Origin of the sequence: Falsiroseomonas sp. E2-1-a4, assembly GCF_051433165.1 — a bacterium.
Classification (GTDB): Bacteria; Pseudomonadota; Alphaproteobacteria; order Acetobacterales; family Acetobacteraceae; genus Falsiroseomonas.
Genome location: NZ_JBHMFS010000002.1, coordinates 94,490 through 115,763, shown reverse-complemented (window position 1 = coordinate 115,763; position 21,274 = coordinate 94,490). Strand labels below are relative to the sequence as shown.

Genomic DNA, 21,274 nt, shown 5'->3' with positions numbered 1-21,274 from the left:
ATGGCGCGCTACCTGGCCGGGCGGCTGGTGCATGTGGCGCTGATGCTGCTCGGCCTGGTGGTGATCACCTTCGTGATCGCCAATGTCACGCCCGCCGACCCGGCGGCGCTGGCCGCCGGGCCGGATGCGACGCCGGACATGGTGGCGACGATCCGCGCCGAATACGGGCTGGACCGGCCCTTGCCCGAACAGTTCGTGCGCTACGTGACGGATCTGGCGCAGGGCCAATTCGGCCGGTCGCTGACCAGCGGCAATACGGTGGGCGCGGATCTGGCGCGCTATGTGCCGGCCACATTGCAGCTCGTGATCCTGGCGATGGCCTTCGCCTGCGCGGTGGGCATTCCGCTCGGCATTCTTGCTGCCGTCTGGCGCGGTTCCTGGCTCGATCATGGCATTCGCGTGCTGGCCGTCTCCGGCATCGCGCTGCCGGCCTTCTGGATCGCGCTGCTGTTGCAGATGGTGGTGGGCGTCTGGTGGGGCTTGCTGCCGACCGGCGGCCTGATGTCCATCGCCGCCGATCCACCGCCACCCATCACCGGCATGGTGCTGTTCGATTCCCTGCTGACGGGGCAATGGGACAGTCTGCGGGATGCGGCCTCCCACGCCATCCTGCCCGCCTTCGTGCTGTCCCTGCCCTGCCTCGCCTCCGTGCTGCGGGTGAACCGCGCCGAAATGATCGAGGTGCTGGGCTCAGACCATGTTACCGCCGCCCGCGCGCATGGCGTGATGCCGGTGCGGGTGGTCGGGCTGCTGGCGCTGAAAAATGCCATGCTGCCGACACTGGCGATGATCGGCCTGCGCTTCGGCTGGATGCTGGGTGGCACGGTGCTGGTGGAGACGGTGTTCGACTGGCCAGGCATCGGTCTCTACGCCGTGAATTCCGCCATCTCCGCCGATTTCAAGCCGGTGATGGGGGTGACGCTGGTGATCGGGCTGATGTTCATGCTGGCCAATCTCCTGGTCGACCTCGCCTATGGCTGGCTCGATCCGCGGACCCGCGGCGCATGAGCGAGGCCGCCCTTCCCGCCTCCCGCCTCGCCCGCATTGGCACGGAACATGCCGGCAGCATCCGCCAGGCGCGCTTCTTCGTCTGGACCTTCGCGCGCAGCCCCTCCGCCATGCTTGGCCTGGTGCTGGTGCTGGCCTTCCTGGTGCTGACGCTGATCGGGCCGTGGATCGTGCCCTACCCGGACCATGCGCGCGGCGCGGTGGACCTCGCCAACCGCCTGCAGCCGCCTTCCGCCGCGCACTGGTTCGGCACGGATGAAATGGGCGGCGATATCCTGACCCGCGTCATCATCGGCACCCGCACCAGCTTCTGGATCGGCGTGACCATCACCGGGATCGCGATGCTGGTGGGCGTGCCGCTGGGCATCGCCGCGGGCTATTTCGGCGGCCGCATCCGCGCTGTCATCATGCGGATCACCGATGTGTTCCTGGCCGTGCCCGGCCTGGTGCTGGCGCTGGCCATCGTCGCGGCGCTCGGCCCCGGCATCATGCATGGCGTACTGGCGCTCGCCATCGTCTGGTGGCCCGGCTACGTCCGGCTGATCGAGGCGAAGGCGCTGACCTTGCGTAGCGAATCCTATGTGGAGGCCGCGCGCACCATGGGTGCCTCCCACGCGCATATCCTGTGGCGGCACATCCTGCCCAATTGCGTCAGCCCGCTGGTGGTGAAGGCGAGCATGGATATGGGCATGGCGATCCTGGCCGCCGCCTCCCTCGGTTTCATCGGCCTCGGCGCCAAGCCACCGGCGCCGGAATGGGGCGCGATGATCGCCGTCGGCCGCACCTACATGCCCGACTGGTGGTGGTATTCCGCCTTCCCCGGCTTGTTCATCTTCCTCACCGTGCTCGGCTTCAACCTGTTCGGCGACGGGTTGCGCGACACGCTCGACCCGCGGAGTTCGCGCGGGTGAGCCTGATCGAGATCGAGAACTATCGCCTCGCCTTCGATGGTTTTGAGGGCCGGGTCCATGTGCTGGACGGCATCGACCTCGCGATCGAGGCGGGCTCCTCCGTCGGTATTGTCGGCGAGACCGGCTGCGGCAAATCCGTGCTGGCGCGCAGCCTGCTGCGGCTGAACCCCGCGCCGCCTGCGCGCATCGTCTCCGGCGCCATCCGCTATGATGGCGAGGATATCCTGGCGATGGGCGGCGATGCGCTGCGCCGGTTGCGTGGCGGCATCATCGGCATGGTCTTCCAGGACCCCGTCACCTACCTGAACCCGGTCTTCACCATCGGCCGGCAGATGGAGGAGGTGCTGCGCGCGCATGAACCTTCCCTGTCCCGCGCCCAGCGCCGCGCCCGCTGCATCGAGCTGCTGGAGGCCGTGCGCCTGCCCGAAGCCGCGGCGCTGCTGGACCGCTACCCGCACGAATTGTCCGGCGGCATGCGCCAGCGCGTGCTGATCGCGGAGGCGCTGGCCGGCCATCCGCGCGTGCTGGTGGCGGATGAACCGACCACGGCGCTGGACGTCACCATCCAGCGCCAGATCCTGGCGCTGATCGACGACCTGGTGGCGCGGCTGGGGCTGACGCTGGTGCTCATCAGCCACGACCTCGGCGTGATCGGTGCGGCCTGCCGGCGCATCGTGGTGATGTATGCCGGCACCATCGTGGAGGATGCGCCGGCGGAATCGCTGTTCGGCGCGCCACAGCACCCCTATACGCGCGGCCTGCTCGCCGCCATGCCTGATCTGCGGCAGCCGGAGCATATGCCGGCGGGCATTCCCGGCAGCATCCCGAACCTGCGCGACCCGCCCCAGGGCTGCCGCTTCCATCCGCGCTGCCCGCTGGCGATGCCGGTCTGCCGCACCACCAAGCCGGTGCTGCGCGGTGCGCCGCATGCGGTGGCCTGCCACGCGGTGCCGCCCCAGGCGGAGCCATCATGATCCCGCTGCTGGAATTGCGCGAGGTCACCGTGCGGTTTGGCGCGCAGGCGGCGGTGCGCGATGTCAGCCTGGCGCTGAAACCCGGTGCGGCGCTCGGGCTAGTGGGGGAATCCGGCTCCGGCAAATCCACCCTGCTGCGGGTGCTGCTGCGGTTGCAGGAGGTGGCCTCCGGCCAGGTGCTGATGGATGGGGTGGATATCACCACCGCTCGCGGGGCCGCGCTGCGCGCCTTGCGCCGCGACGTGCAGGTGGTGTTCCAGAACCCGCATTCGGCGCTGAACCCGCGGCTTTCCGTGCATGACGCGGTGGCGGAGCCGTTGCAGATCCAGGGCGGGTTGAGCCGGGCGCGGCTGCGCGCGCGGATCGATGGGCTGCTGGAGGATGTGGGCCTCGGCCAGGAATTCCTCTGGCGCTTCCCGCATGAATTGTCCGGCGGCCAGAAGCAGCGCGTCTGCATCGCCCGCGCGCTGGCGCCCGGGCCGCGCGCGCTGCTGCTGGATGAACCAACCTCGGCGCTGGATGTCTCGGTCCAGGCGCAGATCATCGATCTGCTGCGCCGACTGCGACAGCGGCACCAGCTCGCCTTCCTGTTCATCTCGCACAACCTCGCCGTGGTGCAGTTGCTGTGCGAGGAGATTGCGGTGCTGCGCCAGGGGGAGGTGGTGGAGCGTGGACTGGTCCGCCAGGTGCTGCACGCACCGGCGCATGACTACACCAGGGCGCTGCTCGATTCCGTGCTGCCGCCCGGCATCAGCCGGCTCAGCCCCGCGGTGGAACCTGCACCAGCCGAACCCAGCCGCCGATGAGGCCGAGTACGGCATCCGGCGGGGCGGGCAGATCCGCCGCCTGCAGCGTCAAAACACCGAGCGGCCGCCCGGCTGCGGTGTAGGCCTTCAGTTCCAGGGCATCGCCGGTGATCGCCGGGTGGCAAACCACCTCCGCACCCGCCGCCTTGTCTTCCGCCTCGGCGAGGAGGTCGCGGATCAGGTCGAGGCCCTGCACCTGGCCTGCGGCCTCATCCAGGAAGATGGCGATGACATTGCCCGTTTCGCCGAGCGGCACCAGGTCGAGCGGCACGCTGCCACCGGTCTCGGCCGCGACAACGCCACGCCAGGCTTCGATGGCCTTGGTCTGGGCGCGGGCTTCGGGGGTTTCCTCCGCCTCGGTCTCCTCCTCCTCCGGCAGCCCGCCCGCGGCGGCGATCTCGTCCCAGATCGCCAGGTTCCAGTCGATCCGCAGCCCGACCAGCACGCCGAAGCCGTCTCGGACCAGGTCATCCGTGTCGCCCGGCGGCAGGTCGCGCGGCTCCCGCCCCTCGGTCAGGTCGAGCAGGATGCGGCGTATCGCCGGCGGGGACAGCGCGTCGATATCGGCGGGGGACCGCCAGCCAGGCAGGAAGCGCAGCTGCTCCGACGCGGCGAGCCCGCCCGAGGCGATCAACCCCTCCGCCAGGGCCGGCGCATCCGGCGCGGCGCCGATGGTCAGCGCCACCGGCAGTGCGACCATTTCGGCCCAGCCGGAGGGACCCAGCGCACCGCCGCCGGCGATGGCCAGCAGGTCCGCACCCAGTTCCGCGGCATTCTCCGCGCTGTGGCGATCCTCCATCTTGCGCAGCGCGAGGTCGAGGATGTCGTCGCGGCCACTTTCCAGCAGAGCATTGACCAGGCCTTCGAACTCGCCGTTCTCGCGATCCGCATAGGCGACCAGCAATTCCTCCGCGACAGGGCCGGGCGCGGCCGGGAATTCAGCCGGCGACGCATCGGGCGACATCGGCATGCCGAGCGCACGCCAGGCATCGGCCCCGCGCAGCACACGTTCCCGGTCCACCCAGGCGCGGCGCGTCTCCGGCGTTTCGGTGCGCGTGGCGAGCCAGCGGCGGAAGGCGCCGCGATCGGCGCGCTGGAGGAATATCTCGACGCCTTCCTCCGCCATCACCGCCGCCACGGCGCGGGTGATGGCATTGGCGGTGGCCAGATCCGTCTCGCCGGGGCGCAGCGTGTCCAGCGTCTCCGCATCGGGGTACAGCGTCAGCAGCACCGAATGCAGGTCCCCTGCCACCTCCCGCGCCAGCCAGGCCGCATCCTCCACCAGGCCTGCATCCGGCGCGGTCATGCGTGCAGCCCCGGCGCTTCCTGCCCGGTTCGCGCGACATATTCGGTGTAGCCGCCGCCATACAGATGCACGCCGTCCGGCGTCAGCTCCAGCACGCGGTTCGATAGCGCGGCGAGGAAGTGCCGGTCATGCGAGACGAACAGCATGGTGCCCTCATATTGCGACAGCGCGGTGATGAGCATTTCCTTGGTGCCGATATCCAGATGGTTGGTCGGCTCGTCCAGCACCAGCAGATTGGGTGGGTCGAACAACATGCGCGCCATCACCAGCCGCGCCTTCTCGCCACCCGACAGCACGCGGCACTTCTTGTCCACATCGTCGCCGGAGAAGCCGAAGCAGCCGGCGAGTGAGCGAAGCTGGCCCTGGCTGGCGCGGGGGAACTCATCCTCCAGCGCCTGGAACACGGTGCGATCGCCCTCCAGCAGCTCCATCGCATGCTGCGCGAAATAGCCCATCTTCACGCTGCCGCCGACCGCGACGCTGCCGGCATCCGGCGTGGTGGAACCCGTGGCCAGCTTCAGCAGGGTGGATTTGCCGGCGCCGTTCACGCCCAGCACGCAGCAGCGTTCCCGCCGCCGAAGCAGGAAATCCAGCCCCTCATAGATCACGCGGCTGCCATAGCGCTTGTGCACGCCGCGCATCTGCACGACGTCATCGCCCGAGCGCGGCGCCGGCAGGAATTCGAAGGACACGGTCTGGCGCCGCTTCGGCGGTTCCACCCGCTCGATCTTGTCGAGCTTCTTCACCCGGCTCTGCACCTGTGCGGCGTGGGAGGCGCGGGCCTTGAAGCGCTCGATGAACTTGATTTCCTTGGCCAGCATCGCCTGCTGGCGCTCGAACTGCGCCTGCTGCTGCTTTTCCGCCATGGTGCGCTGCTGTTCGTAGAATTCGTAGTCGCCGGAATAGCTGGTCAGCGACCCGCCATCGATCTCGATCACCTTGTTGATGATGCGGTTCATGAATTCGCGGTCGTGCGAGGTCATCAGCAGCGCGCCGTCATAGCCGCGCAGGAAAGTCTCCAGCCAGATCAGGCTTTCGAGGTCCAGGTGGTTGGAAGGCTCGTCCAGCAGCATGACGTCCGGCCGCATCAGCAGGATGCGCGCGAGCGCCACGCGCATCTTCCAGCCGCCGGACAGTGCGCCGACATCGCCATCCATCATCTCCGGGCTGAAGGACAGGCCGGCCAGAACCTCACGCGCCTTGCCGTCCAGCGCATAGCCGCCGAGGTCGTCGAAGCGGGCCTGCACCTCGCCGAAGCGTTCGATGATGGCGTCCAGCTCATCGGCCTTGTCCGGATCCGCCATGGCGGCTTCCAGCTCGCGCAGCTCGGCGGCCACGGTGCTGACATCGCCGGCGCCGTCCATCACCTCCGCCACCGCGCTGCGGCCGGCCATCTCGCCGACATCCTGGCTGAAGAAGCCGATGGAGACGCCGCGATCGACCAGCACCAGCCCCTCATCGGGCGGCTCCTGGCCGGTGATCATGCGGAACAGGGTGGTCTTGCCGGCGCCATTCGGCCCGACCAAGCCGATCTTCTCGCCACGTTGCAGCGCGGCCGAAGCCTCGATGAACAGAAGCTGGAGGCCGTTCTGCTTGCTGATGCTGTCTAGACGAATCATGGATGCTGCTGGCTTGGTGCGGTTTCGCCCGGCTTATGGCACGCCCATACCCTCTGCGGCGAGCACCGCCAGCGCTTCCTCCGCCACCACGCGTTCTTCATCCGTGCGGATCACCAGGGCGGCGATGCGGCTGGCCTGCGTGCTGACGCGGGCGGCATTTGTCTCGTTCGCGGCCGGGTCCAGCGCCAAGCCCAGCCAGCCCAGGCGATCGCAGACCGCGGCCCGGATGCGCGGCTGGTTTTCGCCGATGCCGGCGGTGAAGACCAGCGCATCCAGCCCGCCCAGCGTCGCCGCCAGCCGCGCCACTTCGCCGGCGATGCGGAAGGTGAACAGGTCGATCGCCTCCCGCGCCTCCGGCGCATCGCTGTCCAGCAGCACGCGGCTATCGGCGCTGATCCCGGACACGCCGAGCAACCCGCTGCGATGATACAGCAGATCCTCCACTTGCCCGAGGCTCTGCCCGCCCGGCCCCAGCAGATGCAGCAGCACGCCCGCATCCAGCGCGCCGCAGCGCGTGGCCATCGGGATGCCGTCCAGCGTGGAAAACCCCATGCTGCTGTCCCGGCTGCGCCCGCCCTCCAGCGCGCACAGGCTGGCCCCGCTGCCGAGATGCGCCACCACCACCTTCCCCGCCGCCAATTCCGGCGCATCCCGTGCCAGGCTCGCGGCGATGGAGGCATAGGACAGGCCGTGGAAGCCGTAGCGCCGGATCCCCGCCTCATGCAGCGCGCGCGGGATGGCGAAGCGGCTGACGAGGTCGGATTGCGTGCGGTGGAAGGCCGTGTCGAAGGATGCGGTCTGCACCACCTCCGGCCGCAATGCCGCCACGGCGCGGATCAGGCGCAGGCTTTGCGGCTGGTGCAGCGGCGCGTTCGGCGTCAGCGCCTCGATCGCCGCGATCGCCGCATCGTCCAGCCGCACCGGCCCGGCAAAGCCGGCGCCGCCATGCACCACGCGGTGGCCGATGGCCAACAGGCGATCGATCTCGAAATGCTGCGCCAGCCAGTCGAAGGTCTCCGCCACCACGGCCACCGCATCCTCGGAGGGTGCTCGCAGGTTGATGTCCAGCACCGCCGGCCCTTCATGCAGGTGCAGCCGCAGCGGGGGCTTGCGGAAGTCGATCACCCCGCTCGCCAGCCGCTCCGCCCCCGCCGTGAAGATGCCGATCTTGACCGAGGATGAGCCGGCATTCAGCGTCAGCAGCAATGGCTGTGTCATGCGTTGGCGACCAGCTTCGCCAGCGCGGCGGAGGCGATGCGCGTGGCCAGTGAATCCGCCCGGCTGGTCAGGATGATCGGCACCCGTGCCCCCAGCACCAGCCCCGCCGCCGAGGCGCCGGCCAGGTAGATGAGCTGCTTCGCCAGCATGTTCCCCGCCTCCAGATCCGGCACCAGCAGAATATCCGCCTGCCCCGCGACCGGGGAGACAATGCCCTTGCTGCGCGCCGCATCCGGGCTGATTGCGTTGTCGAAGGCCAGCGGCCCATCCACAAGCGCGCCTGTGATCTGCCCGCGGGCAGCCATCACCGTGAGTGCCGCGGCATCGAGGGTGGAGGGCATCGAGGGATGCACCGTCTCCACCGCCGCCAGCACGGCGACCAGCGGCTGCTCCATCCCCAGCTTTCGCAGCATGTCGACGGCGTTCTGGCAGATGTCCCGCTTGTGTTCGAGCGTGGGCGCGATGTTGATGGCGGCATCGGTGATCAGCAGCGGCTTGGCATAGGCCGGCACCTCCATCGCATAGACATGGCTGATGCGGCGTTCCGTCCGCAGGCCTGAATCCCTTGCCACCACGGCGCCGATCAACTCATCGCTGTGCAGGCTGCCCTTGGCGAGCACCGCCACGCGGCCGCTCGCCGCCAGTTCCACCGCACGCGCCGCCGCGGCGTGGCTGTGCGGGGCGGGCTCGATGGTAAAGCCGTCCAGCGAGACCTGCGCCTCCGCCGCCGCCGCGTGAATGCGCGCTTCCGGCCCGACCAGGATCGGGTCGAGCAGCCCCTGCTGCCGCACCTCGATCGCGGCGAGGATGGCGGCTGCGGAACAGGGGTGCACGATGGCGGCGCGCAGCGGCGGGCCGGCCTGGGCGCGTTGCAGGAAGGCATCGTAGCGATCATGCCGCCGCAGCGAGACATCCGGCAGCCGTGTGCGCGGCCAGGCGATGCTGCGGTCCGGCGCTAGGACCAGCGCCTCCCCCGTCAGAACCTCCTCGCCCTTCTGGTTGGTGCAGGTGGTGGCCAGCCGCACCATGCGCCGTTCCGCCAGCTTCTCCCGCACCGTGACGGTCGCCGTGATGGTATCGCCCGGCGAGACCGGCTTCAGGAAGCGCAGCGACTGGTCCAGGTAGATGGTGCCCGGCCCCGGCAGATGGGTGCCGAGCACGGCGGAGATCAGCGCCGCCGTCCACATGCCATGCGCCACGATATGGCCGAACCGCCCGGTGGCGGCGAAGGCGGCATCCAGATGCGCCGGGTTCACATCGCCGGAGACGCTGGCGAACAGCTCGATATCGTCGCGACCGACGATGCGGACCAGGCTGGCGGTCTCGCCCGGCTGCATCTCCTCGAAGGTTCGGTTGCGCAGCAATTCCTGATCCATCGCCCTCATCCTGGGCGCCATCGCGCGCCTGTCTGCCCGTAGCGTTTCATCTGCCGCGGCGTGTTGCGGCAGATCAAGGTTGGGGTCGATGACAGAACGCCACCCCGGCCTCGCGATCTCCGCGGCAAAGGGGGTCCACCTGGCCGGGCGCGGCACAGATGCCGCGCCCGTGACCCTGCTCGGCTTGAAGATGCGTCTGGCGCCATCCATCTACCATCCACCTGGATGGTGCACGGATGGCATGAACGAAACACAGCGGCCCCTGCGGCCGGCCGGCGACAGCGAGAAGATCACCGTCAATCTCGGCTATGTCGATCTCGGCCATATCGACCTGCTGGTGCAGGACGGCTTCTATTCAAACCGCACCGATTTCATCCGCACGGCCATCCGCAACCAGGTGGAGCGCCATGCGGAGGCCACGCAGCAATCCGTGCGGCGGCGCAGCCTGGATCTTGGCCTGCGCCACATCACCAGGCGGGATCTGGAAGCCGCGCAGGCGGAAGGCCGAATGTTAAATATTCGCGTTCTCGGCCTGGCCAGCATCGCCGCCGACGTCACGCCGGAACTTGCGCGCGCCACCATCGCTTCTGTCTCAGTCCTCGGCGCGTTGCAGGCCAGCCCCGCCATTCGCGCGGCGCTGGCCGACCGCATTGCCTGACCCCGCTTTCCCCGGAAGATCCCACCCAATGAACCGCATGATGCCCGCCGGCATGGCAGAGGCCATGAATCTGACCCGGCAGGGCCGGCTGCAGGAAGCCGCCGCCCTGTTGCAGGGCGTGCTCCGCCCCGCCGCGGCGGCGCAACCCGCGCCCGCCGCCGAGCCGCCGCCATCCGACGCACCGCCGAAGCCCCGCCCCGCCCCGCGCGGCCGGATCTTCGATGTCGATCCGGATGGCACCACGCACTTCCCCGGCCTCAAGCGCCGCGCACCCCGCCCCGCCGGGCCGCCCACGCCCGCCGGCGCCCAGTTCCTGTCCGGCGGCTTCAGCGGCGCGGCGGGTGAGCGGAAGTACCGGCTCTATGTCCCCGCCAACCTGCCTGCCGGCCCGGTGCCGCTGCTGGTGATGCTGCATGGCTGCACCCAGACGCCGGAGGATTTCGCCTCCGGCACAAGGATGAATGCCCTGGCGGAGGAAACGCCGCGGCTGGTGCTCTATCCGGGCCAGACCAAGGCGGCGAACGCCCAACGCTGCTGGAACTGGTTCAAGCCTGGCGACCAGGCACGCGACCGCGGCGAGCCTGCGCTGATCGCCGGCATGGTGCGGCAGATCATGGCCGAGCACGCGGTGGATGAAGGACGCGTCTATGCCGCCGGCCTGTCCGCCGGCGGCGCGGCAGCCGCCATCATGGGGGAGGCGTATCCCGACATTTTCGCCGCGGTCGGCGTGCATTCCGGCCTGGCCTGCGGCGCGGCGCGGGACATGCCCTCCGCCTTCGCCGCAATGAAGGGTGGCGGGCCGGTGCGGACTCCGGCGGGGCGCCCGGTGCCGACCATCGTCTTCCACGCCGACCGCGATGCCACCGTGCATCCGGTGAATGGCGACCAGGTGATCGCCCGCGCGGCCGCAGCCGGCCTTCGCACCACCACAACGCGCGGCGAGGTGCCGGGCGGCCATGGCTACACCCGCATCTGCCAGGCGGATGCGACCGGGCGGGTGCTGCTGGAGCAATGGCTGGTGCATGGCGGCGGTCATGCCTGGGCCGGCGGTGATGCCGCCGGCACCTATACGGATGCGCGCGGCCCCGATGCCTCCCGCGCCATGCTGCGCTTCTTCGCGCAGCACAGCCTGGAAGGCTGACGCTCAGGCTGCGCTGCTGGCCTTCGAGGCATCCAGGAAGGCAAAGCCGGCGCGGCCGCCATGGCGATTGCGAAGCTCCACTGGTCGGGGCGGCTGGCCCGCCATATGCAGCGTGCCGCGGGTGCCGGGTTCCACCTCCAACTCCCCCTGCACGCCGACGCCGCCCTGGCCGATATTCTGTATCTGCACCGTCAGTCTTTGCTGCCCGATTTCCAACACCGCCTGGCCCGTCTGCGGCGTGCGCGAATGGTTGCGGCGATCCACCTCCGGCACGGCGGTACGCAGGATGCCGACCACCTGGCGCGTCAGGCCTTCCGCTTCCGCCGCCAGGGCGGAGGTTTCCTCCCGGCTGCGGCCAGCGCGTTCGCCGGCCTCGCGGGCATCGGCCGAGACTTGGCCGATACGCTGCGTCACCTCTCGCGTCGCCTGGGTGGAGGAGGCGATGCTGCGGGCAATTTCCCGCGTCGCGCTGTCCTGCTGGCCGACCGCATCCGCCAGGCCCGCGGCCAGCGCGTCCAGCCGGGCGACGGATTGGGCGATGCGTTGCACCGTCGCCACCGCCGCCGCGGTGCGCTGGCTGACGGCCGCGATATGCTGCCCGATCTCCTCCGTCGCCTTCGCGGTTTGCGCCGCCAGCCCCTTCACCTCCCCAGCCACCACGGCGAAGCCCTTGCCGGCATCGCCAGCGCGCGCCGCCTCGATGGTCGCGTTCAGCGCCAGCAGATTGGTCTTGCCGGCAATGTCCTGGATCAGCCGCGTCACATCACCGATCTGCCCGACGGCGGCAGAAAGCGCGACGATCACCGTCTCCGTCTCCGTGCTGTCGGCCGCGGTGGCGCGGCTGACATCCGCGGCCTCGCGCACCTGCTGGGTGATGCCGCGGATGGAGGCGGTCAACTCCTCCGCCGCCGAGGCCACCGTCTCCGCCACGGCCAGCGATTCCTGCGCTGCATTGCCGACCGCGCCGGCATTCTGGTCCACCCGAGCGACAGCGCCGGCCATCGCCTCCGATTCCGCAGCCAGCTTGCGAGCTTGGCGGGCGATGCCATCCATTGCCGCCACCGTCTCGCTCTCCACCCGGTCCGCCATGCCACGCAGCGCGGCGACCTGCGTGGTGCGGGCAGCGCTGCGCTCGGTATCCTGTTCCGTACGCAGGCGGCGGGCATCCTCACCCTGGGTGCGAAACACCTCCACCGATTCCGCCATGCGACCGACCTCGTCGCGCCGGCCACGGCCCGGAACCTGCACGGCCAGGTCACCATCGGCCATGCGGAGCATCGCGCCCGACAGCGCCCGCAGCGGGGCGATGGCGCGCATTGACCAGAAGGCGATGCCGGCGCCAAGCAGCAGCCCGCCGCCCAGCAGGGCGAGCATTAGAAGCTGGAAGCCCTCCGCCACGTCGCGCGCCTGGCGGGCAATGGCTTGGTTCTTTTCCTCCTGCAAGTCGATGAACTGGTTGATCCGCGCCAGCCATTCGATGAAGGCCGGGCGCGCCTGTTCCAGAAGCATGCCGTGCGCCCGCGTGCCGTCACCCGCCTGCTGGGCCGCCACGACCTGTGCGACCAGCGGCATGGTCCGCGCCTCCGTCTCCTTGATCGAGGCGAGGATGCGCTGTTCGGCGGCCGTCACCTCTGCGCCGCTGGCGATCATTGCATCCAGCAGCGAGGCGCTGCGCGCGTAATCGTTGGCCAGCCTCTCGATATCGGCCAGCGCCGCTGCACCTTCGGCCGGCACTGTCACCAGCACCACGTCGCGCAGGCTGATCGCGCGGTCATGCACGCTGCCCCGGAAGTTGATGGCGTAGCGCTGCTTGACACTGTTGATGTCGTTGATCGTGGTCAGGCTGGCGTTGATGCCATTGACCCTTTCCACCGCCACCGCGGCCAGCACGACCATCAAGGCGAGGACGGCGATAAAGCCGGCGATCAGGCGCGTGCGGATACCGCCGCCGGCGGGCGTGGCTGGGGCGCGAACTGACATGTGAACTGGAGGTCTCCGGTTTGATCCCGTTATGACATTAAGTTGTTTTGGCTAACCGCTGATGAACGGGAGGTGATCGCGAGGCCGTCATCAAGGCTTGGAACAAAACCAGAATATGATACAGTGCGAGTCCCCTGAAAGGTGGATGATCATGGCTGCTCGCAAGCCGAGGCAGGTTCGTCCTGTCGATGCGGCGCTGACTCGGCTGCTGGCCCTGGCCGGCAAGGGCGCCGCGCCCGGCCGCATGGTGCGCGAAGTGGAGACGATCGCGGGCGAATGGACCGCGACCGCGGAGTTCGACCGCACGGAGGTCCGCGAATGGCTGGACGAGCTGCGCGAGCAGCTGAACGAAGGCGTCGGCCATGCCGAGGAACAGGTGTCCGACCTGGATTCGAGCGAGCCGGCCGCCGTGAAGCAGGCCGGCGCCATGCTGGCTGCCCTGGTGGCAACCCGGGACGCCGCGGCGCGGGCCATCAGCGCATTCCAGACCAGCGCTCCGGAATATGTGAACGCCGGGTAAAGCAGCCCGGACACGTTTCACGCGCCTGGAAAAGCATCTCCCAGCAGGTCTGAATCTCGCGCGACTGGATGATGGCCCCAGGCATTCATGCGGATAATGTACCGAAAGTGAGGCAAATCGCGGCCCTCAGTAAATCGAGGGTTGCGAGCCGCGAGGTGCGGGACGGAGGCAGGCGAAAGGTCGGCGCAGGACTGCGGGCCGCGTCTACGATTCGAGATCGCAACCTTGAGTAGACGGGTCCGCACGGCTCGGCATAGGGTCCGCCGCATGCAGCCAACCCTCCCCTCGAAGCGCCGGAAGCGCCTGCTGCGGTCAGCCCTGCTGATCGGTGCGGTGGTCCTGATCGCAGCCGCCAGCCTGGGGGCCGGGGACGTCGTGCGGGCGGCATTCGAACCCGCGACCCGGGTGCAACCCTACGATCCGTTACCGCGCTGGTAGCCAACCTCCGCCTGCTGCAACTGGCCGTGGCGCTGGGCGGCTGCGTGCCGGTCTTCGCCGGAACCGCGGGCCTGGTGCTGGGGCCGCAGATGGCCAGCGCCGGGCTTGGCGCAGACTGGGATGCGGCGCTGGATAGCCATTTCCGCTACCTCTCGGGCCTGCTTCTGGGCATCGGCCTCGGCTTCTGGAGCACGATTCCCGCGCTGCCGTCGCGCACGGCGCGGTTCCGGCTGCTGACCGCCATCGTCGTGCTGGGCGGCCTGGCCCGGCTGGCGGCGTTGCCCGGCCAGGGCTGGCCCGGCGGCCCGATGGCGGCGGCTCTGGTAATGGAACTGGTCGTCACGCCGCTGCTCTGCCTGTGGCAGGCGCGGGTTGCGCGCGAAGCGGAACGCAACACGGTGCCGCAAGCCGCCGCCTGACTCCGGTGGCCGCGGGGTGCTATCATCTCCCCCGTGAACATTCTCGCCCCACCTCGTGCCCGCTTGCAGATCGAGGTTGTCTTCGACCTGGTCTGCCCCTGGTGCTTCCTTGGCACGCGCCGGCTGCGGCGGACGCTGCGGGCGCGGCCGGACATTGCCGCCGATATCGCCTGGCGGCCCTTCCTGCTGAACCCGGACATAGCCCCCGGCGGCGTGCCGCGGCAGGATTACGTGATCCGCAAATTCGGCGGCGAGGACCGCGCCCGCCGCCTGCACGCCACCATCGCCGAGCTTGGCCGTGGCGAAGGCCTGGGCTTCCAGTTCGACCGCATCCGCCGCATCCCGCCATCCCTGGACGCGCACCGCCTAGTTCGGCTGGCGGACCGGCACGGCGTGGCGGCGGATGCCGTGGATGCGCTGTTCTCGGCCTATTTCTGTGAGGGCCAGGATATCGGGGAGCTGTCCGTGCTGGTCGCCATCGCCGCCGGCCTCGGCATGGATGCAGGCGCCACGCGCCGCCTGCTGACCGGCAATGCGGAGACGGAGGCCGTGCATGCGGACAACCTCCGCGCCCATCGCCTCGGCATCAACGGCGTGCCCTGCTTCGTGGTGCAGGGGCGGCACGCCATCGCCGGGGCGCAGGAGCCGGAGGTGATCGAGCGGCTGCTCGATGTGGCGGTGGTGGAAGGCTGAGCACTTCCTGGCCTTGCGGCTACGCAAGGCGACTCGGAACATGCGTCAAACAGTGCCCTGAGCCCTACCGCTTCCACCGCCCCGGGAACGGGATCGGCTTGGTCGAGGCCCCCTTCGGCGCCGGCGGCACGTTGCCCGTGCGGAACACGGTTTTCTTGAAGGCCGGCGCGCCCTTGGCGGCGGGCTTCGCCGTAGCGGGGGGCGGCGGTGGCGGGGCGCTGGCCTTCGGCACGCGGCCCTGTGCCACCTCCGCCAGCGCGCTCAGCAATTCCCGCGCGGCACGCATCCGCGCCTCATAGGGCATCTCCTGCGCCCAGGCGAGCTTGTGGTCCGGCCGCAGCCGGGCCGCGCCATGCTGGCCGGTGACCCATTCGATCAGCCCGGGCGGGTTCGGGAAGCGGTTGCCGCGGAACCCCAGCACGATGCCCTTCGGCCCGACATCCAGCTTCTCCACCCCCACCTGCCGGCACAGCGCCTTCAGCCAGACGACCTGCAGCAGCGTCTCCGCCTCCGGCGGCAGCTTGCCGAAGCGGTCCGCCAGTTCGGCGGCCATCGCTTCGATCTCGGGCTCGGTCTGCAAGGACCCGATGCGGCGATACAGGCCGAGGCGGACAGGCAGGTCGCGCACATAGGCCTCGGGCAGCATCACCGGCAGGCCAAGATTGATCTGCGGCGTCCAGTCCCGATCCGCCCGCGCGTCATCGCGCTCGCCGGATTTCAGGGATTGCACAGCGTCTTCCAGCATCTGCTGGTACAGCTCGATGCCGACTTCGCGGATATGGCCGGATTGTTCGTCGCCCAGCAGATTGCCGGCGCCGCGGATATCCAGGTCGTGGCTCGCCAGAGTGAAGCCGGCGCCGAGATTGTCCAGCGTCTGCATCACCTCCAGCCGCTTCTCCGCCGCCGCCGAAAGCCGGTGCGTCTGCGGCCAGGTGAGATAGGCATAGCCGCGCAGCTTGCCGCGGCCGACGCGGCCACGAAGCTGGTACAGGCCGGCCAGGCCGAACATGTCCGCGCGATGGATCAGCAGCGTGTTCACCGCCGGCATGTCCAACCCGCTTTCCACGATGTTGGTCGATAGCAGGATGTCGTATTTCTGGTCCCCGAACTCGGTCATCACGCGCTCAAGCTCGGTCGGCGCCAGGCGGCCATGGGCTTCGGCGATTCGGGCTTCGGGGACGATTTCCGTCAGGCGTTCGCGCAGGCGGGGAAGGTCCTCTAGCCGCGGGCAGACGCAGAAAATCTGTCCGCCGCGGAAACGCTCGCGCAGGATCGCCTCGCGGATCACCACGCTGTCCCAGGGCGTGATGAAGGTCCGCACGGCCAGCCGATCCACCGGCGGCGTCGCGATCACGCTCATCTCCCGCACGCCGGTCAGCGCCAACTGCAGGGTGCGCGGGATGGGCGTCGCGGTCAGCGTCAGCACATGCACATCGGCCTTGAACTGCTTCAGCCGTTCCTTGTGCGCGACGCCGAAATGCTGCTCCTCATCGACGATCACCATGCCCAGATCGGCGAATTCGATGCTCTTCGCCAGCAGCGCATGGGTGCCGACGACGATGTTGATGGTGCCGTCCTTCACCCCGTCGCGCACCGCCTGCGCATCCTTCGCATTCACCATGCGCGATAGCTGCGCCACCTTGATCGGCAGCCCCTCAAAGCGCGTCGAGAAGATGCGGAAATGCTGGCGGGCGAGCAGCGTGGTCGGCACCACCACCGCCACCTGCGTGCCGGACATCGCCACCGCGAAGGCGGCGCGCAGCGCCACCTCCGTCTTGCCAAAACCCACATCGCCGCAGATCAGGCGATCCATCGGGCGACCGGCGGCGAGGTCCTCCAGCACATCGGCGATGGCGCGCTGCTGGTCCTCGGTCTCGGCGAAGGGGAAGCGGGCGCAGAACTCGTCCCAGGCGCCTTCGGGCGGGATGGCGGCGGGCGCGTCGCGAGTCTGGCGTTCGGCGGCGATGCGGATCAGCGCCGCCGCCATGTCCTGGATGCGGTTCTTCGCCTTGGCCTTGCGCGCCTGCCAAGTGGAACCGCCCAGCTTGTCGAGCGCCGCACCCGCAACCTCCGAGCCGAAGCGCGAAAGCACCTCGATATTCTCGACAGGAAGAAACAGCTTGTCGCCGCCGTCATAGATCAGCCGCAGGCATTCATGCGGCGCCTCGCTGATGCGGATCGTCTCCAGCCCGTCGTAGCGGCCGATGCCGTGGTCCTGGTGCACCACCAGGTCGCCCTGCGCGATTTCCGTCGCATCGGCGATGAACTGGTCCGCGCGTTTGCGGCGGCGCGGCGGGCGGGCGATGCGCTCGCCCAGAAGGTCCTGCTCGCAGACCAGCGCCAAGCCATCCGCGTGCTTGTCCGATGGTGCGACGAAGCCGCGCTCGATGCCGACGATGGCCAGCCCGACGGTGCCGAGCTTCAGCTTCTGGACATCGAGGAAATGGTCCACCGGCTCCGCCGGGACGTTGTTCTCGCGCAGCAGATTGCCGAGCCGCTCGCGCGATCCGCGCGTCCAGGCCGCCAGCACCGGGCGCATGTTGCGCTTGGCCAGCGCGGCGGCGTGTTCGCCATAGGCCTGGAAGACGTTGCGGCCCTCGGCGCGCACATCGTTGAACATGCGCCCGAGCCGCCCGCCGGCATCCAGCCCCGCGGCATGTTCCGGCTGGTCGAAGGGCGAGAAGCGGAAGACCCGCGCCTCCTCCAGCATATCGATCCAGCCATCATGGTCGATATACAGGCGATCCGGCGGCGCGGGGCGGTAGGGCACCTCGCCATCGCGCGTCGGCATGCGCCGCGCCTCATAATGGTCCACCACCATTTCCAGGCGAGCGCCGAGCGCATCTTCCGTCTGGTGGTCGAGGGAGACGGACACCCCCTCCCCCATATGGTCGATCAGAGTTTCCATCTGCTCATGGAACAGCCCGGCCCAATGCTCCATGCCGGGGTGGCGGCGGCCGGCGGAGACGCTGACATAAAGCGGGTCCTCCCCCGCCGCCGCGCCGAACAATTCGCGGTAGCCGGACCGGAAGCGGCTGATCGAGGCCTGGTCAAGGAACACCTCCCCCACCGGGCGCAACACCAGCGCATCCACCTTCTCGCCGCTGCGCTGGGTGGCGGTGTCGAAAGTGCGGAGGTCGTCGATCTCGTCGCCGAAGAAGTCGAGGCGAACCGGCTCGGCCTGGCCGGAGGGGAACAGATCCATAATGCCGCCGCGCACCGCGTATTCGCCATGCTCCATGACGGAGCCGGTGCGGTGGTAGCCATTGGCTTCGAGGAAGGCGGTCAGCGTCTCCGGCTTCGCCCGCCCGCCGCGCTTCAGCGCCAGTGTCGCGCCCCGGAAGGACGCGCGGGGCGGCACCTTCTGGACCAGGGCGTTGATGGTGGTCAGCAGGATGCGCGGCGCCTGGCTGGGCTCGGCCAACCGGGTCAGGGTGGCGACGCGTTCGGAAACGATCTCGGGGTTGGGCGAGACGCGGTCATAAGGCAGGCAGTCCCAGGCCGGGAAGCGCAGCACCTCCACATGCGGGGCGAAGAAGCCCAGAGCCTCCGCCATCCGGGCCATGCGCGCGTCATCGCGGCAGACATGCAGCACCGGGCCGGTCGATTCGGCGCGGCGGCGGGCCAGCAGCAGCGCGTCAAAACCTTCCGGCGCGCCATGGACCGTGAGGATGTTCATCGCAGGTGCGGCGGCAGCCCAGCGCCGGATTCGTTGCACTCGACCAGCATGCGGGACAGCAAAGGCGACGCGACCTCGGCCGGGATTGGGCGGCGCTGCATCAGCCAGTCGGCCAGATCCACATCCGGCAGTTCCAGGATCTGTTCGAGCTCATCCAACTCGGCCTCGGTAAAGGCCGCGATGTGGCGGGCGACGAAGGCGCCGACCATCAGGTCGGTCTCCTTGGTGCCGCGGTGCCAGGCCCGAAAATTCAGCCGGCGCCGTCGGGGGTCCAGCTCGGGTTCGGGCTGCGAAGTCGGATCGATGTCGGTCAGCTTGAGGGTCTCGGCGATCTGGGGGGTGTCGGGCTAAAGCACGCACAGTGGCATATAGGGGCCTATGGGAATCCTGTCAGCAAGCGGTCCGGCAAATGCGCCGGCTTATGTGACGCCCCTGCTGGCGCCGCTGGAGGGACTGCCGGGCGTGGGCCGGACGATGGCCGCCCTGCTGGCCGAGGCCGCGGGCGGGCCACGCGTGCTGGACCTGCTGCTGCATCTGCCGGAACGGGTGGTGATCCGCCGCCGCGCCGCCACACCGGCGGAGGCGCCGCTGGACCAGGATTGCGTTCTGGAAGTGGTCGCCACCGCCCACCGCGCCGCCCGATCCGGCCGCAGCCAGCGCATCTATGTGGAGGTGCGGGCCGAGTCGGGTGGGCAGCCTTTGGTGCTGCGCTTCATGAATGGCCGCCTGCCCTGGATCCTGAAGCTGCTGCCACCGCGCGAGCCGCGCTTCCTGGCCGGCCGGGTGCAGACGGAAGGCGCCAACGGCTTCGCCATGATGAACCCCACGGTGGCAGAGCAGGAATCGGCCCTGCCGCTGGTGGAGCCGGTCTGGCCCATGGTGCGCGGCCTGACCGGCAAGCGCATCGCCAATGCCATGGACCAGGCGCTGGCTTTGCTGCCGGATGTTCCCGAATGGGCCGATGCCCCGCTGGTGGCGCAGGAAGGTTGGCCGGGCTTTGCCGCCGCCATCCGCACCCTGCAACGCCCCACCGGGCCAATCCCGGCCCTGCCCCGCCGCCGCCTGGCCTATGACGAGCTGCTGGCCCACCAGGTCGCCGTCGCCCTGGTGCGCCAGCGGCAGCGGGACCGGCCCGGCCGCGCCATGCCCGGCACGGGTGTGCTGGCCGCCAAGGCGCTCGCCGCCTTCGGGCACACCCCCACGGAAGGCCAGACCCAGGCGCTGACCGAGATCGCGGCAGACATGGCCAGCCCCCGCCGGATGCTGCGGCTGGTGCAGGGCGATGTCGGCTCCGGCAAGACACTGGTGGCCGTGCTGGCCATGCTCCAGGCGGTGGAATCCGGCGCCCAGGGCGCGCTGATGGCGCCGACCGAGCTGCTGGCGCGCCAGCATCTGCGAACCCTGGAAAAACTCTGCATCCCCGCCGGCGTGCAGGTGGAATTGCTGACCGGCAGCGTAAAGGGCGCCGCCCGCAAGCGGGTGCTGCGGGGCCTCGCCGATGGCATGGTGCAGATCGTCGTCGGCACCCATGCCCTGTTCCAGGAGGCGGTGGTGTTCCGCAACCTCGGGCTTTCGGTGGTGGACGAACAGCACCGCTTCGGCATCGGCCAGCGGCTGATGCTGGCGCAAAAGGGCCAGGACGCGGACATGCTGGTGATGACCGCGACCCCCATCCCGCGCACCCTGCTGCTGACGCAATGGGGCGAGATGGCCGTCTCCCGCCTGGAAGGCAAACCCGCCGGCCGCCAGCCTATCGCCACCCGCATCACCAGCCAGGAAAGGCTGCCGGAGGTCATTGACCGCCTCGGCGAGGCGATCGCCCGTGGCGAGCGCGCCTATTGGGTGGTGCGCGCCATCTCTGGCGGAGAACGCGACGATTCGGTGGCCGCCGAGGACCGTTTCGCCGAACTCGCCGCCCGCTTCCCCGGTAAGGTCGGCATGGCGCATGGCATGCAGGACCTCGCGGTGCGGGAATCGGCGCTGGCCGATTTCGCCGCCGGCACCACCCAGCTTCTGGTCGCGACCACGGTCATCGAGGTCGGCGTGGATGTGCCGGATGCAACCATCATGCTGATCGAGCAGGCGGAACGCTTCGGCTTGGCCGCCCTGCACCAGTTGCGCGGCCGGGTGGGGCGTGGCGCAAAGCCCTCCTCCTGCCTGCTGGTCCATTCACCCGCCTTGGGCGAGGCCGAGAAGCGCCGCCTGCTGGTGCTGCGGGATACGGAGGATGGCTTCCGGATCGCGGAGGAAGACCTGTTCAACCGCGGCGGCGGCCAGGCGCTTGGCGCCCGCCAATCCGGCTTGCCCGGCGCCCGGCTACTGGACCCGAAGGAGGAGGCGGAGGAGATCGCCCGCCTCACCCACCTCGCCCACCAGGATGCGGCCCTGCTGCTGCATCGCGACCCACCGCTGGAGACGCCCCGCGGGCAGGCGGCGCTCGGCCTGCTGGCGCTGTTCGGGCATGATACGACGCTGACGACGCTGGATGCCGGGTAGGTGGGGGGTTGCATCCCTCCCCCCGTCTCCTT

17 protein-coding genes are annotated in these 21,274 nt (G+C 69.5%); 10 read left to right on the top strand and 7 right to left on the bottom strand.

Annotation, left to right across the window (positions count from 1 at the left end; genetic code table 11):
- From ACFHNC_RS03305 to ACFHNC_RS03290, 4 genes are read left to right on the top strand one after another with little or no spacing between them, the layout of a single operon-like run.
- Window positions 1-1,008, top strand: a complete 1,008-nt coding sequence (locus ACFHNC_RS03305) for an ABC transporter permease (protein ID WP_437167787.1) — start codon at window positions 1-3, stop codon at window positions 1,006-1,008.
- Window positions 1,005-1,919, top strand: coding sequence for an ABC transporter permease (locus ACFHNC_RS03300; protein ID WP_437167786.1), 915 nt, complete (start codon window positions 1,005-1,007; stop codon window positions 1,917-1,919). Before ACFHNC_RS03305 ends, ACFHNC_RS03300 begins: the two co-directional genes overlap by 4 nt.
- Complete coding sequence (locus ACFHNC_RS03295; protein WP_437167785.1) at window positions 1,916-2,893, top strand: ABC transporter ATP-binding protein; 978 nt, start codon at window positions 1,916-1,918, stop codon at window positions 2,891-2,893. Before ACFHNC_RS03300 ends, ACFHNC_RS03295 begins: the two co-directional genes overlap by 4 nt.
- Window positions 2,890-3,699 (top strand): ABC transporter ATP-binding protein, encoded by an 810-nt coding sequence (locus ACFHNC_RS03290; RefSeq protein WP_437167784.1) that lies wholly within the window; start codon window positions 2,890-2,892, stop codon window positions 3,697-3,699. Before ACFHNC_RS03295 ends, ACFHNC_RS03290 begins: the two co-directional genes overlap by 4 nt.
- Here the strand turns inward: ACFHNC_RS03290 and ACFHNC_RS03285 are convergent.
- Genes ACFHNC_RS03285 through ACFHNC_RS03270 form a run of 4 tightly spaced genes read right to left on the bottom strand, consistent with a single transcriptional unit; the run spans window position 3,653 to window position 9,218 of the window.
- Window positions 3,653-5,005: a hypothetical protein gene (locus tag ACFHNC_RS03285; protein ID WP_437167783.1), complete on the bottom strand. Its 1,353-nt coding sequence runs from the start codon at window positions 5,003-5,005 to the stop codon at window positions 3,653-3,655. The two genes, ACFHNC_RS03290 and ACFHNC_RS03285, sit on opposite strands and share 47 nt — an antisense overlap.
- On the bottom strand, window positions 5,002-6,624 hold the full coding sequence (locus ACFHNC_RS03280; protein ID WP_437167782.1) for an ABC-F family ATP-binding cassette domain-containing protein: 1,623 nt from the start codon (window positions 6,622-6,624) through the stop codon (window positions 5,002-5,004). The genes ACFHNC_RS03285 and ACFHNC_RS03280 overlap by 4 nt, the downstream gene beginning before the upstream one ends.
- Before the next feature lie 33 nt (window positions 6,625-6,657).
- Complete coding sequence (locus tag ACFHNC_RS03275; RefSeq protein ID WP_437167781.1) at window positions 6,658-7,842, bottom strand: acetate/propionate family kinase; 1,185 nt, start codon at window positions 7,840-7,842, stop codon at window positions 6,658-6,660.
- Window positions 7,839-9,218 (bottom strand): bifunctional enoyl-CoA hydratase/phosphate acetyltransferase, encoded by a 1,380-nt coding sequence (locus ACFHNC_RS03270; protein ID WP_437167780.1) that lies wholly within the window; start codon window positions 9,216-9,218, stop codon window positions 7,839-7,841. Before ACFHNC_RS03270 ends, ACFHNC_RS03275 begins: the two co-directional genes overlap by 4 nt.
- A 241-nt stretch (window positions 9,219-9,459) precedes the next feature.
- On the opposite strand from ACFHNC_RS03270, the gene ACFHNC_RS03265 reads away from it, so the two are divergent.
- Complete coding sequence (locus ACFHNC_RS03265) at window positions 9,460-9,876, top strand: CopG family transcriptional regulator (protein WP_437167779.1); 417 nt, start codon at window positions 9,460-9,462, stop codon at window positions 9,874-9,876.
- A gap of 28 nt (window positions 9,877-9,904) precedes the next feature.
- Entirely contained in the window at window positions 9,905-11,017 is a 1,113-nt protein-coding gene (locus tag ACFHNC_RS03260; protein WP_437167778.1) for an extracellular catalytic domain type 1 short-chain-length polyhydroxyalkanoate depolymerase, read from the top strand.
- Between the two features lie 3 nt (window positions 11,018-11,020).
- Here ACFHNC_RS03260 and ACFHNC_RS03255 read toward each other — a convergent pair whose 3' ends face one another.
- Window positions 11,021-12,997 (bottom strand): methyl-accepting chemotaxis protein, encoded by a 1,977-nt coding sequence (locus ACFHNC_RS03255; protein WP_437167777.1) that lies wholly within the window; start codon window positions 12,995-12,997, stop codon window positions 11,021-11,023.
- Window positions 12,998-13,148: 151 nt separating this feature from the next.
- Here ACFHNC_RS03255 and ACFHNC_RS03250 point away from each other — a divergent pair, with 151 nt between their 5' ends.
- From ACFHNC_RS03250 to ACFHNC_RS03240, 3 genes are all read left to right on the top strand, one after another.
- The gene (locus ACFHNC_RS03250; RefSeq protein WP_437167776.1) at window positions 13,149-13,517 is read left to right on the top strand and encodes a hypothetical protein; all 369 of its coding nucleotides are present in this window, start codon (window positions 13,149-13,151) and stop codon (window positions 13,515-13,517) included.
- Between the two features lie 464 nt (window positions 13,518-13,981).
- The gene (locus ACFHNC_RS03245; protein ID WP_437167775.1) at window positions 13,982-14,374 is read left to right on the top strand and encodes a DUF4345 domain-containing protein; all 393 of its coding nucleotides are present in this window, start codon (window positions 13,982-13,984) and stop codon (window positions 14,372-14,374) included.
- 33 nt (window positions 14,375-14,407) lie between these two features.
- Window positions 14,408-15,067, top strand: a complete 660-nt coding sequence (locus ACFHNC_RS03240; RefSeq protein WP_437167774.1) for a DsbA family oxidoreductase — start codon at window positions 14,408-14,410, stop codon at window positions 15,065-15,067.
- Between the two features lie 64 nt (window positions 15,068-15,131).
- Here the strand turns inward: ACFHNC_RS03240 and mfd are convergent, their stop codons facing one another.
- Both mfd and ACFHNC_RS03230 read right to left on the bottom strand, forming a co-directional pair.
- Window positions 15,132-18,746 carry a transcription-repair coupling factor gene (mfd, locus tag ACFHNC_RS03235; protein ID WP_437167773.1) on the bottom strand — a complete coding sequence of 1,205 codons (3,615 nt, stop codon included), beginning with the start codon at window positions 18,744-18,746 and terminating at the stop codon, window positions 15,132-15,134.
- The gene (locus ACFHNC_RS03230; protein WP_437167970.1) at window positions 18,743-19,000 is read right to left on the bottom strand and encodes a succinate dehydrogenase assembly factor 2; all 258 of its coding nucleotides are present in this window, start codon (window positions 18,998-19,000) and stop codon (window positions 18,743-18,745) included. Before ACFHNC_RS03230 ends, mfd begins: the two co-directional genes overlap by 4 nt.
- A 169-nt stretch (window positions 19,001-19,169) precedes the next feature.
- Here ACFHNC_RS03230 and recG point away from each other — a divergent pair, with 169 nt between their 5' ends.
- The gene (gene recG, locus ACFHNC_RS03225) at window positions 19,170-21,242 is read left to right on the top strand and encodes an ATP-dependent DNA helicase RecG (RefSeq protein WP_437167772.1); all 2,073 of its coding nucleotides are present in this window, start codon (window positions 19,170-19,172) and stop codon (window positions 21,240-21,242) included.
- Window positions 21,243-21,274 lie beyond the last annotated feature (32 nt).

Coding starts and splice junctions, on each gene's coding strand:
- ACFHNC_RS03285 (WP_437167783.1), bottom strand. CDS start 5,005: ATGACCGCGCCGGATGCAGGCCTGGTGGAGGATGCGGCCTGGCTGGCG.
- ACFHNC_RS03290 (WP_437167784.1), top strand. CDS start 2,890: ATGATCCCGCTGCTGGAATTGCGCGAGGTCACCGTGCGGTTTGGCGCG.
- ACFHNC_RS03260 (WP_437167778.1), top strand. CDS start 9,905: ATGAACCGCATGATGCCCGCCGGCATGGCAGAGGCCATGAATCTGACC.
- ACFHNC_RS03275 (WP_437167781.1), bottom strand. CDS start 7,842: ATGACACAGCCATTGCTGCTGACGCTGAATGCCGGCTCATCCTCGGTC.
- ACFHNC_RS03270 (WP_437167780.1), bottom strand. CDS start 9,218: ATGGATCAGGAATTGCTGCGCAACCGAACCTTCGAGGAGATGCAGCCG.
- ACFHNC_RS03265 (WP_437167779.1), top strand. CDS start 9,460: ATGAACGAAACACAGCGGCCCCTGCGGCCGGCCGGCGACAGCGAGAAG.
- ACFHNC_RS03280 (WP_437167782.1), bottom strand. CDS start 6,624: ATGATTCGTCTAGACAGCATCAGCAAGCAGAACGGCCTCCAGCTTCTG.
- ACFHNC_RS03300 (WP_437167786.1), top strand. CDS start 1,005: ATGAGCGAGGCCGCCCTTCCCGCCTCCCGCCTCGCCCGCATTGGCACG.
- ACFHNC_RS03250 (WP_437167776.1), top strand. CDS start 13,149: ATGGCTGCTCGCAAGCCGAGGCAGGTTCGTCCTGTCGATGCGGCGCTG.
- ACFHNC_RS03255 (WP_437167777.1), bottom strand. CDS start 12,997: ATGTCAGTTCGCGCCCCAGCCACGCCCGCCGGCGGCGGTATCCGCACG.
- ACFHNC_RS03305 (WP_437167787.1), top strand. CDS start 1: ATGGCGCGCTACCTGGCCGGGCGGCTGGTGCATGTGGCGCTGATGCTG.
- mfd (WP_437167773.1), bottom strand. CDS start 18,746: ATGAACATCCTCACGGTCCATGGCGCGCCGGAAGGTTTTGACGCGCTG.